Here is a 17,742-nt window from a genome sequence, read left to right as displayed (position 1 = left end):
CATGGCAATGGAACAGCTCCTCTCTTATTTATGTTAAAAATATCAGCTTCTACGGTATTTCATCGTTCGCTCATCCTCGATCACGCCGCTCCAGTTCATCCCGAAGGCAAAGTCATATACATGATGCTCCGAATCGACATGGCATTCCATATCGTGCGCGACATCTTCCAGCTGCTCTTCGACGGTTCGCATATGGGCGGGCATTTGCATCGGCAGCAGCCCGGACGGCTCGGCTGCTCCCGTCAATACATCCATCATCGCCTGATCCTGAACGCCGAAGTTCGCCAGAATGGCATCCACTTCCGCTTCAAATTCCGAAACAACCGTGGGATTGCTCAACAGCATCGACACGATGACGGGTTTGCCCTTCATTTTTTCCTTCGTCTCCAGTACCATATCTAGATCCGTCGTATTTTGCGGGATGACGGTTTTTCCTTTGTAAGAACGATTCCGCGGTTCATTCCCGTGTTCATCGCCGGCCAGGCTGACTTCTCGGGCATATTCCGCCGTATACGGCTTGTATTGCAGGCTGATCGGCACATAACCGTTCCCGCCCTGCTCCTCATCCTCTTGGCTGTAGCCGGTGCCGGACTTCGGTGATGCGATAAAGACAAGGCCGAATTCCGCTTCGTCCGGATTGTCGGTTACTTCGAAATACTTCGAGACGACCTCCAGGTTGGCCGGATAATCGTAGCTCTCCGGCGTCGGATTGCCGAACCAGTCTTTTCCCGGCGGAAGAAAATGTTTAGGGATGTATACTTTGCTTTTCGCGCGAAGCGGGAGCACCCCATTTTTGTTTTTGAGCATGACAATCGATTTAAGCTGTGCTTCATAACCTTCCCGCATATATTCGGGGTTCCCAACCAGCTTGACGCTCTCCTGTGGATCGAGGTACGGATTTTCAAATAAACCGAGGCGGAACATATTTTTCAGCAGCCGGACGGCCGATTGCTCGAACCGTTCCCGCATATAGGCTTCACCGTGTTCGCGAACCCCCAGCTTGTAAGCCTCCAACACCGGCTCGATCTCATTATTGCCGCCGAATTGGTCAACCCCGGCCATCAGCAGCTTGTAATGGCGCTCGGCCACGGTCAAATCCTCCACGCCCCATGGTTTTCCGCTCAGAAAAGAATCCCTGGGGCCGGAGACGTCGGCCGTGATCATCCAGTCCGTGCATACAACGCCGTCATATCCGTATTTCCCGCGCAGCAAATCCCGAATCAGGTACGAATTATAAGAGTTGCCGACATTTTCGCCGTTTACGGTGTCCTGACCGGAGGAGATCGTGTAATACGGCATGACGGCTGACGCCTTCCCTGTTTTGCCGTCCAGCTTGAATGCCCCGTCAATAAATGGCACCAAATGCTCGTCAAAGTTGTTTCCCGGATACACCGCATACTTCCCACAGCTGTAATGGGCGTCCCTGCCGGCTTCGCCCGATCCTCCTCCCGGCCAATGCTTCACCATCGCATTGACGCTGTCATATCCCCAACCGTCCGCGATTTCCCGTTCGCCTTCGGAAGCCTGGAAGCCGTCGACATAAGCGCGAGCCATATCGGCAGCAAGCTTCGAATCTTCGCCAAACGTGCCGTTATACCGGAACCAGCGCGGCTCCGTGGCGATATCGATTTGCGGAGACAGGGCGGTTGCTAGCCCTAACGCGCGATATTCCCGGGAAGCGATCCTCCCGAACTCCTTCGTGATCTCGGGATCGAAGGTCGCGGCCAAGCCCAGCGTCTCGGGCCACATGGAGATATGACCTCCCGCACCCGCGTTGAATTCGGAGCTTGAATCCGAAGCGTGGCGGGGATCGGAGCTGTTGTTCGCCGGAATACCGAGACCGGTACCCTCAGCAAACGCCTGTATTTTGTTGTTCCAGCGCGCTGCGACTTCCGGGCTTTCTACCGTGGTCACAAGCACGTGCCGCACATGGTCTTTGACCAAAAATGCGATCTGCTCATCGGTCAGTTCCCAAGGCTTCGCTCCGCTCTCCTCATACGTTTTCCCGCCATACGTGCCTGAAAACCAGCCATTACTAAGCGCGGGAATCGACTGATGGCGGCTGTACAGCATCAGCCCGGCCATTTGCTCGACCGTCATTTTCGACGCCAGGTCTTTCGCCCGTTCCTCCGGCGACAGCCGCCAGTCTTCATATTTGTCCAGCTTGCCGTCACGGCTTAAATCTTTAAAGAACAAGCCGTCCTGCTCGATCAGGCCCACGCCCGATTCCTGATTGTAGCCCAAAGTCGGGCCGCCGGGATTTTTTACATATTGAACGGTTTCTTCTGTCTTATTGATCGTATCTAGAGTATGGTTTCTCACGTTTTCTCTCCCCGATTCTCTTTATTTTAATCCGAGTTTACCTTCAGTTCATAGTTGCAGGCGCAAGGCTGCTGTCAACAGCTTCGGTTCCGTTATCTGTAGCTACCGGTTCGCCTACTTCCGGCAGCGGCTTGATGGATACCATGCCGATTGCCGTGAATATGGCAAGGACGAGGTAGAAGAACGTCCAACTGCCAATTCCAATCGACGTGCCTGCGCTTAACAGAAGCGGTGCAATCGCCGGAACAATCGATTGCGGCAAGGCGTTTGCCACGTTCATAATGCCAAAGTCTTTGGCCGAGTCTTCTTTCCGCGGCAGAATGCGCGCAACCAAAGCCATATCGACGGCGGAAAAACAGCCGAATCCAAGACCAAGCACCGCGGATGCGATGACATAAGCCAAATAATGAGGAACAAACGCAAATATCAGTACGGCAATCACCATAATGAATGCAGACACATACAAGAACGGTTTCTGCTTCCGGAATTTATCCGATAACACCCCGCCGAAAATACTGGTCAACGACATGGCAATCGTGGAAATAATGTTCACGCTAGCCACGCTGGCCGTAGCTTGGGCTTCCGTGTAACCCATCCGGTTAACGAGCATCACCGTGAGGTAAAGGCTGCTGCAATACCCCATCATCATGAGAAATTTCGAAGCGACCGCCCAAGAAAACGCCGGGAACCGCCGCGGACTAGGGTAAATTTTGCTCAGTTTCTCTCTGAGCGGCACGACCGTGTTATTCTCGCTGATAATTTCCACTTTTCCTTCTTGAATGAGAAACAAGCTGATGATCGGACCCACGATGCCGATCGCGGCGATAAGCGTCCATTTCGCGGCCGAGGAGACATCCGTCAACAATGTCATCAATACCATCCCGACGACGATCCCGAGCGGTAAGGACATGCCGAGCAGACCGGAAATCGTGCCTTGTTTTTCTTCTTTCACCTGATCGGGAATAAGCGCCGTATACGCCGCCATCCCAAAGTTGAAGAACAGCTGCGCAACCGCCCATCCTACGATGATGAGCCATAGCGAGGATGTCCAGCCAATCATGAGGAGCGCGGCGCTGCCGACCAAGGGCCCGAGCAAAATCCAGGTGCGCCGGCGTCCAAATTTATTGATCGTCCGATCGCTGATCGCTCCGCCCAAAGGGTTACCGATCAAGGCGAAGAAAGCGCCGATACCGGCCACGAGCCCATAAGACGACGTATATCCATCCGGATCGATCTCGATCATCTTAAATGTCAACAACAGTGTCGCCGGTGTCATGAGTGCGACCATCATCAGGCCGTAGCCCAACATCACGCCGAAAGTCAATCGGCCAAAAGGGGTTTTGACCTGTCCTTTTACTTTAGCTCCAGCCATTTATATAACCTCCCATTATCTTGAAAACGATTACAATCAAATTATAAAAGAAACCGCCTTCATGAAGACAGGCGGTTGTTTATAGACTTATAGGGTAATTCTTAACCTCATTATGAAAGCGTTTTAAAACCACCTTTCCGAAATGCTTAAAAATTGACACAACGTACAATACCGCTCATACCATAGGCGTTAATTCAATCAGCTGCACCTCATGCGGTTTCAAGGTGGAGCCAATCACCGTCCCGTTCTCCACATTCAAGACTTGGACCTGTCTTAACGGGGAGCTCTCCTTCAGATAAGCGATATCCTCAGCCGTCAATGATTCCGGTGCCCCCATTTCCACCCATTTGTCGTAGCTGCTGCCGTGCTTGCGGGTGATCGTTTGGGTAACCATGCGGTACGCGCCCTGAGGTAACCCGCTAAGCGCGATGTCGATTTTTAAGATTTTCTCTTCCTTGAATCCGTTATACCTGTGCGTTTCATCAATAAACGAAGTGTCGCCGAGAGCGTAAAGATCATCATAATGACAGTAATTATACGTCATGATTTGAATGGTATCTCCGCGGGCGGCCACGATATATCCGTCCCCGCTTGCAATCAGCGTCTCCCCCAGCTTGCCCAACAGCCGGTACGCATGCATGGCGGGCTTCGGGATCCCATATTGGGCGATGAGCCCAAGCCCTCCGTGAAACAAACGCGGTGACGGGAACGTCTCCTCGATGTTGTCGCTCAGCACCCAGTAACCAAATCCGTCGATGGCATCCAGATTATCGAGGATGTTTTTGGCGATATAAGCGGCCTTGTATAAGGTATCGTTCGTCAATTCTCGGTGATAGGCGGTCGAGTTCCACTCCGTCATATAAACCTCACGGCCGGATAACCCCTGATCGGTTAACAGCTGCAGCTCGATCGCAAGTCTTTCCCTAAGAAAATCGGGATTCGGCGAAATCCCTCCGAATTTCTCCAGCAGCTTCCGGTACAGATCTTCATCCAGCTTGAGTTCCGCTTCTTCCTGTTGTATTCGTTTTTCGATTTCTTCATGCGGATAAAAATGCAGCGGAATGAAATCGGGAAGACAATCGTTCTTCCGGCAAAACGCGAAAAAATTCGTCGCCGTGTCCGGCGAAGTCACGGTGATGATCCGGCCGGGCGCGCCGATCTTCAGTCCTTCGGATAGCCGTTTGAAGGTTCTGTAGGTGGCCAGGTACAGCTCATGATATTCCTGTTCGGATCCGGGCCAAAATACGTTTAATTCCGGTTCGTTCCAGAACTCGAATCTCCAGCTCTCGACCTCCGCCGCACCGTAACGGTTCATGCAGTGGCGAAGGAAGCTGTCGATAAGTCCGCACCATTTATCCAGCGACTTCGGCGGGCTCGTAAAGCTGGCTCTGTAGAACACCGTCTTCCCGGGATCGGATGCCAGCGCGGAGGGCATAAATCCCAGCTCCACGAACGGCTTCAAGCCAATCAACAGCATAAAATCGAACAGCTGGTCCACCAGCCTGAAATTGTAGCGCGGCCGCCCTTCCTCGTCTTCATCATATACCATCATCCCGTCGTCAAAGATCCCGTGAAAGCGTAAATACCGAAACGGACAATTTTGCTGGACATAGATCAGCTGTTGTTGTACATCGGCATGCAGCCCTTCCTGCGCTTTCCCGATCGTGATGAGATTTTTCCATGTATGCTTCAGTTTTCTTCCCTGAGCGGCCGCGTTCACCTCATAGGTCTTCGTTTCGATTGCCTGGATCGTTTCAACCTCCAACGATTCGGTCCGCCGTAAATACTGACGGATGATCCCCAGTGCGCTGGATTGATTAAACTGAAGATAATTCGAAGAGATGTCTTGCTTTTTGGCTTCCGTCTCCCGGTCAGGTCGATACTGTTTACGGTATTCATGAGGGGTCATACGGTATTTGTTTTTGAACGCCGTGTAAAACGATTTGGCATTGGGAAATCCGTGGCTTAACGCCAGATCAGCAATCGGGAGGTCTTCATAACGAAGCAGCTCCTCCACCGCGTTCTTCAACCGGATGCTTGTCAGATAGGATTGGAAATTAAGCCCGATATTTTCGCTGAAAAATTTGGACAGATAAGGTACGGACAAAAATTCTTGTTTGGCGATCGATTGCAGGGTGATCGGCTCATTGTAATGCTCGTCGATATAATTGATAATACGGAGCATGCGCTCCATATATTTCTCGTTCATCGCGCCGCCGGTTTCGGAGGATTTGAACTGTTTAATGAGCATGGAAAATACCGCCAGCATGCGGATGCCCATATCCAGCTCGTAAGCCTCTCCTTTTTTCTGCTTCAGCTCGACCATCTCTGCCAGCATCTGGCGGATTCGGTTCAACCCGCTTTTCTGTTCCGGCCGGACCGTGGAAGAATTGCACTCAAAGCGGATGTCCTCAATACCTTTAATGTTTTCCTTCAAAAACACCATTGGAATAAGGAACGTGGCGATAATGTTCATGTCCAGCCCAATGACCTCATGGACATGGCTTGAATTGATCACAAATACATCGCCTTCGGTTATCATGTGCTGCTCCGTTCCGACGGTGACTTCCAGATTGCCGGACAGCACGAATATGATCTCCACGCTGTTATGCCAATGGCTCGGCACGTAATTTACCCGGTGCAGCGATACATCAAACGGCAGATCGTCCGCTGTCTCCACCAATTCAAAGATGGACGTTTTCAAAGATGTCCCCCCAGACAAAGATTGCGTATCTTTTTTGTACTATCGTCCATTATACAAAATAGTATGCTTCAATATTTGAGCGCATGGTACAGAATGGCGGCAAGATCCCAAATCTCCAATCAAAACAAAATTACCCTGATCGAAGTCTAAAGACCGCGACTAGGGCATCTTGTTGTATTGTAATTTATCGTTTTATTCTGCTTTTTCGCCTTTTTCAGCGTAGCTCATATCGCCTACGGATTCGATCTTGTACGTACCGTCCTTGTATACAATCTTCGTTACACTCGCATTTTCCAGACCTGCGGGGGGAACTTGGCCAGGATCAATCGTTTGAAGGAGCGCGCTGATTGATAAGCCATGAGAAACGACAAGCACATTGCCGCCGCCGTTTTCGGTTGTTTCTTCGCTGATTTCATCCAAAGCCGTTCTCAAGCGAGTGGAGATCGCTTCCCAATTCTCAGCCTGTCCGGTCTCGTCCGAGGCGGCAATCGTGTCAGCAATTTTCCCCATATCAGACTTCATATCCAGCTGTTTCATATCGGTAATCCCTAAACCCTGCAAAATCACGTTCCACATATTCGCGTTCAGGTCCCCTTCGTACTTGCCGAAATTCCATTCCCGCAGATTCTTGTCGGTCGTAAGCTTCACATCTGTTTGTCCGCTCTCTTCAAGGACGAGGTTCGCCGTTTCAATCGCCCGACCGCTGTCACTACTATATGCGGCAGCGAATGGAATCCCCTTCAATCCTCTTCCGAGCTGTCTGGCAACCGTGACACCGGGCTCCGTCAGCGGCGAATCGGCCCAGCCTTGCACGCGGTCGCTTGTGTTCAGCATTGTTTTTCCATGCCTTGTAATATACAAAGTAACCGTGTTGTCCTTGCTTGCAGCCTGATCCGAGCCGCACGCCGCCAATGAAATGACAAGAGATAAAAGAACGGCAAGAAAAAGCACATTTCTAAGTTTACCCATACCCTATTCCCCCTAAGTAATATCTTTTTCAAGTGAAAGGAAGCTTAACGTCGGAAATACAAACATGTCGGAAAGCGCTTCCAAATATAATTATAAAAAGAAACGCCGTCTCCCGGAGAGACAGCGGTTTATCGTTTTTTGCGTCATCAATTAATTAAAAATTTCAATATTATTTACTTGTTCCAGGATAAGAGGTTAAATAATTACCCATACCATCTTTTCATTCCATCACACCCTAGGGTAGGGCCCACTCACGAACACCATGGATCACCTCAGCTTGATGCCTTGTCCCATCAACTGAGGCCTTACATCCGTAAAGCCCTCACCCGGCTTACGCAGAGCTTCCAAAACAACCTGTGCATTATACCCGTCATGGAAATCATAGATCTGGCCGGGCTCTCCATTTAGAATCTGAATGATTTGCTTCAGGATCGGCAGCGGGCTGACGACGTCGTCCACAGATACAGGCTGCAAGTCGGAATTCTTGCCGCTTCGATACAGATTGCACCAGTTCTCCAATGCCAAGGTTCCTTCCTCACCGTGGACCACCAGGGAGACACGCTCCTCCCCTTCCCGTTGGTCGGTTCCCGACAGGCGAATCTCAATATCATTATGTAATCTCAGAACGGCCTGGACTCGGCTTTCGGACTGATTCGAATCCGGCGGAAACTCGATCTCGCTCTTCACATACGTAATCGGCCCGAACACCTGTTGGATCATCTGGATCCAGTGAATGCCAACCTCCAGCAGGTATCCGCCCTGTTGCCTTGACGTGATCCATGGATTCTGCTGCCAGGCCCTCGGCCACTGCGGAAACTCCAGGTACAGATACATGCTTTGGATCTTGCCGATCGCCTGATCCTCAAGCAATTTCTGCAGCTTCAGAACGGCCGGATCGAGCGGAAGCGAGAAATGAACCGCATGGAGCACGTTGGACTCCTCAGCCAGCTCTACCAGACTCCGGGCTTCAGCCAAGCTGTTGGCCAGCGGCTTCTCGCAGAAGACGTGGACACCTTTCTCAAATGCGATCCGGGCCACATCATAATGCAGGGAGGGCGGAACCGCGATATACACCAGGTCAAGCGGCACCTCGCCCAGCAGTTGGCGATAGTCGGTGTACAGCCTTGGATGAATCCCGGCTTCTGCGACTTCCCGGTGCAGACTGGATTCATCACTGTCGCAAATGGCGACCAATTCGATCTTCTCCGTATATTGGGGCAGTAAGCGGTGAATCATATGCCGACCCATGTGCCCTAAGCCAATGACGGCTATTTTTTGTTTCATCATCCTGTTCTCCTATTCCATTCGCGATTGAATTTTGCCATTGAATGCCACGTCACCTATTATAGATCAAGGTGCTGCTGGCCGTACACTTGGATTACCGAAAAAAAACAGCAAAAAGGCTGCCCGAAATGGGCAGCCTTTGAACTTGTCATCATCGCGGATCGATCCCCCGCCCCTGCGGCACTTCAAACAGCAGGTTAGCGATCATCTCATGATATGCCGCATGTTCTCAGCATGGTACTCCTCGAACTGCACCACAGCATCTGCATCGCTAGCAGATACTCCTTCATACCGGTACTCTGTACTATTTGCGGGCATCCATTTCACTCCACACCCTTCAACGACTCGATCATATGAATCCGCGTCACTTTTTTCCGAAGCATGAGGTTGGAGAGGAGGGTCAGGATGAACGCCAGCACAACCGATGCCAGCATAATCACAAGGTTTAATTGATCCGGAATTTGCTGATGCGTACTCGAAAGCGCCTGTATGATGAGGGAATAGACATAACCGCTGATCGGCAGGGCGACAATGACCGCAAAAGCGGTTAACAGCATGTTCTCAGAGAAGATCAGCCGGTTAATTTTACGTTTGGGATAACCTAATACCTTCAGGGTGGCCAGCTCACGATTCCTTTCATAAATGTTGATGGAAGAGATCGTGTAGATGGCGCCGAAGGACAGAATGACGGCGCAGATGATAAACATGATGAAGATAAAACTGTTTTGCTTCAGCATATATTGCGCTGATTTCTTGAGGTCGTCCTTATCGGCAATGGCCTCCACCTGAGGGTCCTGTTCAAAGAAGCTGCGAACGCCCTCCAGATCGGCAGCGCTATGGACGCTCACTAACAGCGAGGTGGGATCGTAGTCGATACCCAAGCTCTTCATATAACCCGGTGTGCTGTAGAACGACGGATTCGAGTATTGTGTAGAGATGTCCAGAACCTTCATATCGACAATGGTTTGGTTAAGCTCCGGTGCTGTGAATTGAAGCTGGATCGTATCCCCTTCAGCAATATGATACTGATCCGCGTAAGATTTCGGTACCAGCACGCCATGATCTTCTAACGAGAGCCGGTTGCCATGTTCATCATAAAAGCGAATCAGCTCATTATCCTGCTCCGTAACCACCAGCGCAGCGTTTTCTTTGTTTTCTCCTTGGATGAATTCTACAGGGTAGGTGGACAACCCATAATGGTCTGCAATGCCAGAGGGTAGTGCTGCCGGATCCGGGAACGATCCCATCGCATAATCGATTCGTAAATCATACGTATTTACCTCTTCAATCTGGCCAGCTACCTTGAGCAGGGCCGTCTGCGTGCCAAAAGCCGTGATCAACAAAACCGTACTGACCACAACGCCAACGGAGCTCGCGAATGCTTTTTGTTTATTTAAGAAGATATTTCTTAGAATAATCTTGTTGCTGTAGGACAGCCGACTCCAAATCCCTGGAACTTTCTCGATGAGCAGCTTCTTCATCTTCTTCGGCGGTTTCGGACGCATCGCCTGGGCAGCACGTTCTTGCAAAATCGCTCTGCCGCTGAAATAGCAGGACAGCATGCCAAAAACACTAGAGCAGATCATCGGAGGTAGGAGTGTAAAAAACGAAAGGGTGAACGTCAGGTCGGGCAGGGAGTAGGATCTTCCAATTGACGTTGTAATGAGTGGAATGAACAGGGCGGCGGCGATGGCATAGCCCAAGATGGAGCCGATGACGCCTGCCAGCACGGGGTAGCCTATGTAATGGAGCATGATGCTTCTTTTTTTCACCCCTAATGCCTTCATAATGCCCACTTGATTGCGCTGTGAATCTATAATCCTCGACATGATCAGAAACAGGATCACCGCTTCGATCAAAAAGAGAACGATTGGGATCACCCTGCTCATCAGCTTATTATTATGAATCGTTTGCTGGGTCTGGGAATAGTTGAAGGTTCGTTCTTTACTGACCTGGCTTATATAAGGGAGGGACTGGGAATGTGCTTCAATGGCCTGGCCTAACTGGTCAATATCGTAACCGTCCTTGGCATCAATCAGGATCTCATTGTAGAACATACCGCCTGCAATTTCAGGAATGGTCTCTTCGGGGATATAAGCGATTCCATAAGCTTGATGGTCCTGGGTTTCGTTCTTCTTGGCATGCTCCACATTCTCATTCAGGCCGCTAATCGTGAACGTCATGTCCTTGTCATTCACACGGAGGCTGATGGAATCACCGACACGGAAGTGATGCGCCTCGGCATAGTGGGAGTCCAATAGGATCTCATTCGGCCCTGCTGGCATCCAGCCCTCCATCATCCTGGATGTGTTGATTGCATTCGGTACGGGGATTGAGTGCACCGTTAATGCAGCTTTATCATCTTCAAAAGCCTGTTCGGCCTGGACGGTATAACGCCCTTCGATAAGTTGAATGCCTTCAATGCCTCCTAAATCGGCCACATCCTCTGCGGAAATTTGACTGTAATAGACGTTCAAGTCGCTTAGATTATGTTCTTGAAAATACCCCTTCGTATAGCCGCTAAGATTGTCGCTCAATGTGACCAGTCCCGTGTAGAAAAAGGCTCCCACCGCGATTACCAAAACTATGGCTATGAATTGTCCTACCGACTGTTTCATGTCCCTTAATAATTTCAACGCTAAAATCTTCATCACCACTCGATCCCTTCAACGCTTTGTTTGTGATCATTGATCGTGATGCTCTCGATCTTCCCGCTCTTGACGCGGATCACTTTATCCGCCATCGGCGCGATGGCCGAATTATGGGTGACCAGCACGACGCATGTCTTCGTTTCCTGGTTCAAATCTTGAAGAAGCTTTAAGACCGATTTCCCTGTCACATAATCCAAAGCACCGGTGGGTTCGTCACAGAGGAGAAGCGCGGGGTTCTTGGCAACCGCTCTTGCGATCGCAACTCGTTGCTGTTCGCCGCCAGAGAGCTGGGAAGGGAAATTCTTCATCCGATCGGTTAGTCCAACCTTATGTAAAATATCACGGGCGTCCAGATGGTCCTTACATACCTCTGTCGCAAATTCCACGTTCTCGAGCGCATTCAAATTCGGAATCAGGTTATAGAATTGAAATACGAAGCCAACCTGCTCGCCGCGGTATTCGGTTAATCTCTTCTCGCTCCATCCCGTAATCTCTTGATCCCCAACCAACACTTGCCCCGAGGTCGCCGTATCCATCCCGCCGAGGATATTCAAAATCGTGCTTTTCCCCGCCCCGCTGGCCCCTAGAATAACGACGAATTCCCCCTCTAATATGGAGAAGTCAACACCCGCAAGGGCTTGAATCGTCACTTCGCCGATTGGATAGGCCTTGGTTACGTTTTTGAATTCGATTAACGTTGTCACTTCGTACATCTCCCCACACAGAAAATTTCCGGAATTGGGCTGCCCGCCATTCCCGGTCTCTTGTAAAGAAACTACCGTTTCTCACTAACCGCTAGTTTCATTCTATATCCATCATAACTAGCCTCGTGGATATTTCTTCCTGCAGCCGATGTATTTACGTATCGGTCTTCAGAAGGATCTTTGTCGCCGCTTCTCCCTTTTGGCATCATGAACACAAAAAGAGTCATATAGGTAAACAACACCTACATGACTCTTATACTTCCTATCTGAAATTGCAACACAATCCTTTTATTCTCTGTAGTAAGCGTAAAGCCTTCGATGACGGCATCCTCGAATGAAGCTTTTGCTATTCATTTGGTGCGGCGGTCAACGTACTGCGTTGTTTGATTTTTTGTATGGACAGATTCAAGCTGTAATTCCCATAATCGAGAAGTTTATTAAGAAAAAGGTTCAGCTGATCTTGGGATGAAACTTTTATCGTTAAATGGTAACAGCCTTCTCCCGAGATTCGATGTGCTTCAACTATCTCATGTTGATCCATTATAAAACGAATAAACGAATCGTGATTGGCTGTTTTCATATGAATGATAACAAATGCTGTATAAGCAAGCCCTAATTTCATTTCATCGATGATTAGGGAATAGGCTGTAATTACACCGCTCTCCTCAAGTTTTTTGATACGATTGCCTACTGCTTGTCCAGTCATATGAATTTGTTTCCCTAAGTCTTTCCATTGAATCCTAGAATTTTCGGTTAGTAACCGAAGGATCTGATAATCCGTTTGATCAAGTTGCATACCATAATCCTTTCACCGTGAAATGATTTCATGTAAAAGCGTTTCATCAAAGCATCGATTAAATTCAAGATGTCATTTATCATTTTACTATACAACAACCCTTATCCCAAAGTTGACAAAGGGAACCCGTATTGGTTACCTGGCCGTTGAGTAAACTATATCCAAATCAAAAAAGGAGTCTATTGCCATGAAAATACAACTCATTCGAAATGCGACACTTGTTGTCCAATATGCAGGGAAGAAGTTTTTAATCGACCCTTTTTTGGGAGAAAAAGATTCGTATCCGCCTTTCCCTAATTCGTTACGCCAAGATCAAAACAATCCTTTGGTTGGCTTGCCAACCTCGGTTGACCATATTATCAGCAACTTAGATGCTGTGATAGTCACTCATCTACATTTAGACCATTGGGACGATACGGCTAAAGAGGCGCTGCCAAAAGATATTAAAATGTTTGTACAAAACGAAGAAGACGCAGCAGAAGTCAGAAACGCCGGTTTTCAAAATGTAGAAGTGCTGCAAGAAAATTCAGCCTTTGGAGATATTCGATTAGTTAAAACTAAAGGCGAACACGGCAGAGGAGAAATATTACAACTTGCCGGACATGTGTGCGGTGTTGTCTTGAAGCACCCAAGCGAGAAAACATTGTACATTGCTGGAGATACGGTTTGGTATGAAGCTGTTGGGGAAGCAATCGAAACACACAAACCGGAAATCATTGTTGTAAATGGAGGAGATAATCAATTCCTTCAAGGCGGATCTCTAGTAATGGGGAAAGAGGATATCTACCAAGTATATAAAGCAGCCCCTGAGGCAAAAATTATATCTGTCCATATGGAAGCAGTTAATCATTGGACATTATCAAGGGAAGAATTAAATATCTTTACTAACGAAAAAGGAATCTCCTCTAATGTTTTGATCCCAAATGACGGGGAATCCTACACGTTTTAGTGTATCGATGGATTAAAGCCAAAGTTCCTACAAGACCCTAAGAGCTTCTGGGGTCTTTTTCGTATTATTAGGTCAGCCAGAGATTTCTGGTTGGCCTTTTTTCTTAGGTGCATTAAGATGGCGGTAGCCGGGAGAACGTGGGTCTTTTAGGGGCGTAGACCCCGTCAAAAAAACTGTTTTCCTACTACCCCAATGACCATGTTTGAGCTGGTAGAGGCTTTGACCTCGCATCACAAGCGAAGCTATGGGTTTGGAACCATCGTAGGAAGTGCCGGTGAATACGAATTGGGAGGTTATTATGGAACCTGTTGTCGGCGTTGACGTAGCCAAGGGATTCAGTGTGGTACAAGCGTTTTTAAAGCGGAATGAGCCGTATGGGAAGATGATTAGCATCTCGCATGGGGAGGGTGGATTTAAGTATTTGGGGGAGGTACTTGCAGAGCTGCAGACAAAGACAATGCAGCCTCCGGTCGTTATTCTTGAAGCGACAGGTCATTACCACCGCGGACTTGCCACCTATCTAGAGCGCAACGGATGGACATATTTCATCGTCAACCCATTACAAGCAAAACGAGCGAAAGGAACACAGTTGCGCAAGGTAAAGACAGATGCTGCAGATGCCTGGCATTTAGCCGAGATGTATTATCGGGGAGACGTTACCGCGCATCGTACTTGGGATGAGGCATTTAGAGAGCTTCAACATGTCACCAGGCAACATGAGTTTGTGACGGGGATGTATGTGCAAGCGAAGTTAAACATGAGGTCCTTGCTGGATCAAGTTTTTCCAGCGTATGAGAAGGTATTTCGCGATCTATTTTCTGTGACATCTCTCAACGTGCTGGCCCGTTGTCTGGAAGGTCAAGTCGAGAATCTGCATGAGGTCATTCAAAAAGGCGTAGGAAGGTCACATTCACGAAAATGGATGGAAGCTAAGGTGGAACAACTCGAGGAAGCACTGTCTGATTGGAGCGAACAGCCAAGAAGTTATTCTCAAACTTTCGTTTTACGCGGGATGGTTGACTTACTGCTTGCATTTTCAGAGCAACTGAGCGAACTGGAGAAGCAGATCAATGAAATGGCAACGAGTCTTCCAGAGGTCGAATTGGTGAAAAGTATACCGGGAATAGGAGATAGACTTGCAGCCGCGATTGTCGCTGAAATTGGAGACGTTAGGCAGTTTAAAGAAGCGAAACAACTTGTTGCTTTTGCTGGATTGGATCCTGGGATATTCAGTTCGGGGAAATTCACGGCAAGTAGTTCAAAAATTACGAAGCGTAGCTCAAAGAGGCTTCGTCGTGCTTTATATTTAGCCGTACAGTGCGGTATTCGTGGAAGAACTAATCCCAAAATATGGGATTATTACGATAAAAAACGAAAAGAGGGCAAACCCTACAAGGTGGTCGTGATCGCTTGCGCCAACAAGCTTCTCCATCACGTATACGCCATCCTTAGTAAGAGCCAGCCCTACCAATCCTAATATTCCAATATCCAAATTTATCCAAAACCTTCACGCCAATGAAGGTTTTTTGTCTTGCTTAAAAATAGTATATCAAGAAGATCGCCAATCACCAACACCAAATCCTTGACAAGTATTAGCTGGTTTTCTTGCCAAAATATGCTTTTAAATAACAACAGAAGCGGGTTCAGACATTATGGTCTTTATCGCCGCTTCTTCCGCAGCATACTTAACACAAAAAGAGTCATATAGGTTAACAACACCTACATGACTCTTATGCTTCCCATCCGAAATTGCAACACAAGCCTCTTTTACTTATGGCATACCTATATAGTCTCAGGTTTCCGGCACCGCGCCGAAGCTTGTACGATGAACGAGTCTATAAAAGCGTCTCTGAAGCCAGCGTAAACCCTTCAATCGCGACATCTTCGTCGACTTCAATCATGATGCAGCGTTTACCTTGGAAATTCACCTGTTTGACATACCTTAAATCCTGCGGGCTAATCGAAATCGTAGCTACCTTGGTTTCGATCTTAATGGATTTGGAAGTATACTTCGGCATGACGCTGGTTGCTTTCATCTCATAGTTCTTGTTGTCCACGATGGTTTCGAATGCCCGCTCCACCTTCTCGGTCGTCACGTCCTCTACGCCGCTTGCGGTCAGTACGCGCTCCAGATCTTTATAATCCAGCTTCGGAGGTTCTTCCTCCTTCGTCTCTTCGTTCATTTCGATCACCCGGTTAATTTCCTCGTACACCTGAGCAATGGTGGCTGAATCGAGCTGTTCGCCGGCCACTTCCTTGACGATATCCTCGAAGATCGCTCGCTCTTCTAGTGCCGTCACGGATCTTTCCCCGTTCAAGACCTGTTCGACAAAATGCGGATCCGGAAAATTCGATTTTCCCGTACAATACAAAATACGATTCACATCGGAATAATTGTCCGTCACGCTAGGGTACAGGAATCCTTGCTCCGGCGTGCTTAACTTGATAATCGGATCTACGATGACATTGTACTTGAACTCCCGCTCCACATAATCGAACAAGAGCGTCTTCCGTTGTTTCTCCGTAGAATTCACGCTGCATAAAATGAATGGATGGGCGAACACCTCGTTCTTCTCGCTCTCCTCCGCTTCATCGTTTCTCGCCTTGGTCGGCAAATAATACTGTCCCCGAACGAATGTGACTACCATATCCCGCTCATATTGGGCATCCTTCAGCATTCGATCCACCAGCATCAGCATCAAGTCCTGCCATTCTTCCGGATCACCCGACACGAGAGCTTGGTGAAGCATGACCTGCGCCGGTTCCTCCGCTGCTTCCTGGAACCTCAATTCGAACAATTTTTGATCCAGTTCGCCGGTCAGCAGTTTTTTGAAATTCCCCATGTATAACTCTTGCTTCTCCCGATCCACCAGCTCGAACGGCAGGCGCTCCCAGTGGTAGATTTCATTCGTTTCCTTCGTAATATAGACATTGAGAATATCGTAAATATTCATTAAATCGTGATCCAGCTTAAATTGCTTGCGTATATTGGCGACTTCTTTTTTGTTCATAGCTTGTAAGACAACCCCTAGAAAATAAATTAGCAGTTCCTGTCAATCTTATTTCATCTTTATATTAAATAGCAAGTGACAATAGACCCGCTGAGCAGCTGCAACTTAGTCATGTGCGTTCCGTAGGTCCATGTTCAATACTACCAGATTTATTGACGATTTGCTTCTGGCGATCGAGAGTTATCCGTATGCTTCATTCTGGGAGGCGGCAACGAGGTACATATCCATGAACAAATTTTCCCTTTGTGCAATATTGCCCATTGGGCAATATTATATTATACTAAATAACGTTCTAAATGTTTAAACCGAATTCTTGAAAGGAGGGCATATGGGTCTTGAACTCCAAGCCAACCAATTTGCGCGATAAAAAAAAGGAAGCCACCGCCTATGCTTTGGCCGAAGCCTCCTTTATGCTTGCGGTTGAACGAGGCATGGACGGATTCATCGTTGATGACGTCGTCCAGCAGGCCGGTTACTCCCGCAGGACCTTTGCCAATTACTTTTCGTGTAAAGAGGAAGCGGTAGCGGCATATTTTATGGGCAGCAGCTCCAATGAAGATGCGAAGATGCAGTTTGCGGGCTTCCCTCCGGATGCCACTCCGCTTGATGCACTGTACAACTTGCTGAAGATGCAGTTTACTTCTGAGTTTCTGTATAAATTGAGGCAGTTCGTATCTCTCGCGAAGCAGTATCCATCGCTTGAGCCTTATATTCTCAGCGTATTGCGCCGCCTGCAGACCGCAGCACAGGAAGTGCTTGAGCAATTCTCCCATGGACGTTATCCCGACGGATATACCCATCTTCTTGCCGGCGCCGTCTATGGAGCGTTCGTTCCTATTCTGGACGGGCGATTAAACGTCCTCCTGCCAGGAGAAGCACAGGATGATCGTTCTGGTGCTATATTGTTCGATCAGTATTTGAATTCGATGTTTGCTTACTTACGCAACGGCTTCTAACTTAGAGCTACAAAGGAGAAAATC

The 17,742-nt window shown here is 48.5% G+C and carries 12 protein-coding genes; 3 read left to right on the top strand and 9 right to left on the bottom strand.

Going from position 1 to position 17,742, the window contains the following annotated elements; all coding sequences use genetic code 11:
* Positions 1-42: 42 nt before the first annotated feature.
* From AC0VZ8_RS05240 to AC0VZ8_RS05205, 8 genes are all read right to left on the bottom strand, one after another.
* Positions 43-2,322, bottom strand: coding sequence for a glycoside hydrolase family 3 protein (locus AC0VZ8_RS05240; protein ID WP_475486243.1), 2,280 nt, complete (start codon positions 2,320-2,322; stop codon positions 43-45).
* Between the two features lie 43 nt (positions 2,323-2,365).
* The gene (locus AC0VZ8_RS05235; RefSeq protein WP_260065010.1) at positions 2,366-3,694 is read right to left on the bottom strand and encodes an MFS transporter; all 1,329 of its coding nucleotides are present in this window, start codon (positions 3,692-3,694) and stop codon (positions 2,366-2,368) included.
* 175 nt (positions 3,695-3,869) lie between these two features.
* A complete protein-coding gene (locus AC0VZ8_RS05230) occupies positions 3,870-6,398 on the bottom strand; it encodes a GH39 family glycosyl hydrolase (protein WP_475486242.1) in 2,529 nt (842 codons plus the stop codon).
* A 192-nt stretch (positions 6,399-6,590) separates the two neighbouring features.
* Positions 6,591-7,367 carry a histidine phosphatase family protein gene (locus tag AC0VZ8_RS05225; protein WP_475486241.1) on the bottom strand — a complete coding sequence of 259 codons (777 nt, stop codon included), beginning with the start codon at positions 7,365-7,367 and terminating at the stop codon, positions 6,591-6,593.
* A 267-nt stretch (positions 7,368-7,634) separates the two neighbouring features.
* Positions 7,635-8,654, bottom strand: a complete 1,020-nt coding sequence (locus AC0VZ8_RS05220) for a Gfo/Idh/MocA family protein (RefSeq protein WP_475486240.1) — start codon at positions 8,652-8,654, stop codon at positions 7,635-7,637.
* A 320-nt stretch (positions 8,655-8,974) separates the two neighbouring features.
* Positions 8,975-11,302, bottom strand: coding sequence for an ABC transporter permease (locus AC0VZ8_RS05215; protein WP_475487641.1), 2,328 nt, complete (start codon positions 11,300-11,302; stop codon positions 8,975-8,977).
* On the bottom strand, positions 11,302-12,006 hold the full coding sequence (locus AC0VZ8_RS05210) for an ABC transporter ATP-binding protein (RefSeq protein WP_475486239.1): 705 nt from the start codon (positions 12,004-12,006) through the stop codon (positions 11,302-11,304). The genes AC0VZ8_RS05215 and AC0VZ8_RS05210 overlap by 1 nt, the downstream gene beginning before the upstream one ends.
* 346 nt (positions 12,007-12,352) lie before the next feature.
* Positions 12,353-12,802 (bottom strand): Lrp/AsnC family transcriptional regulator, encoded by a 450-nt coding sequence (locus AC0VZ8_RS05205; RefSeq protein ID WP_339221886.1) that lies wholly within the window; start codon positions 12,800-12,802, stop codon positions 12,353-12,355.
* A gap of 187 nt (positions 12,803-12,989) precedes the next feature.
* On the opposite strand from AC0VZ8_RS05205, the gene AC0VZ8_RS05200 reads away from it, so the two are divergent.
* Positions 12,990-13,751, top strand: coding sequence for an MBL fold metallo-hydrolase (locus AC0VZ8_RS05200; protein WP_475486238.1), 762 nt, complete (start codon positions 12,990-12,992; stop codon positions 13,749-13,751).
* Positions 13,752-14,049: 298 nt separating this feature from the next.
* Positions 14,050-15,228 carry an IS110 family RNA-guided transposase gene (locus AC0VZ8_RS05195; RefSeq protein WP_475486237.1) on the top strand — a complete coding sequence of 393 codons (1,179 nt, stop codon included), beginning with the start codon at positions 14,050-14,052 and terminating at the stop codon, positions 15,226-15,228.
* A 358-nt stretch (positions 15,229-15,586) separates the two neighbouring features.
* Here AC0VZ8_RS05195 and AC0VZ8_RS05190 read toward each other — a convergent pair whose 3' ends face one another.
* Positions 15,587-16,762, bottom strand: a complete 1,176-nt coding sequence (locus tag AC0VZ8_RS05190; protein WP_194541054.1) for a DUF4317 domain-containing protein — start codon at positions 16,760-16,762, stop codon at positions 15,587-15,589.
* A gap of 335 nt (positions 16,763-17,097) precedes the next feature.
* Here AC0VZ8_RS05190 and AC0VZ8_RS05185 point away from each other — a divergent pair, with 335 nt between their 5' ends.
* The gene (locus tag AC0VZ8_RS05185; RefSeq protein WP_475486236.1) at positions 17,098-17,718 is read left to right on the top strand and encodes a TetR/AcrR family transcriptional regulator; all 621 of its coding nucleotides are present in this window, start codon (positions 17,098-17,100) and stop codon (positions 17,716-17,718) included.
* The last annotated feature ends 24 nt before the right edge of the window (positions 17,719-17,742 follow it).

The organism is Paenibacillus sp. QJM3NY_38 (assembly GCF_056173265.1).
This window is presented reverse-complemented; position numbering and strand designations above follow the sequence as displayed.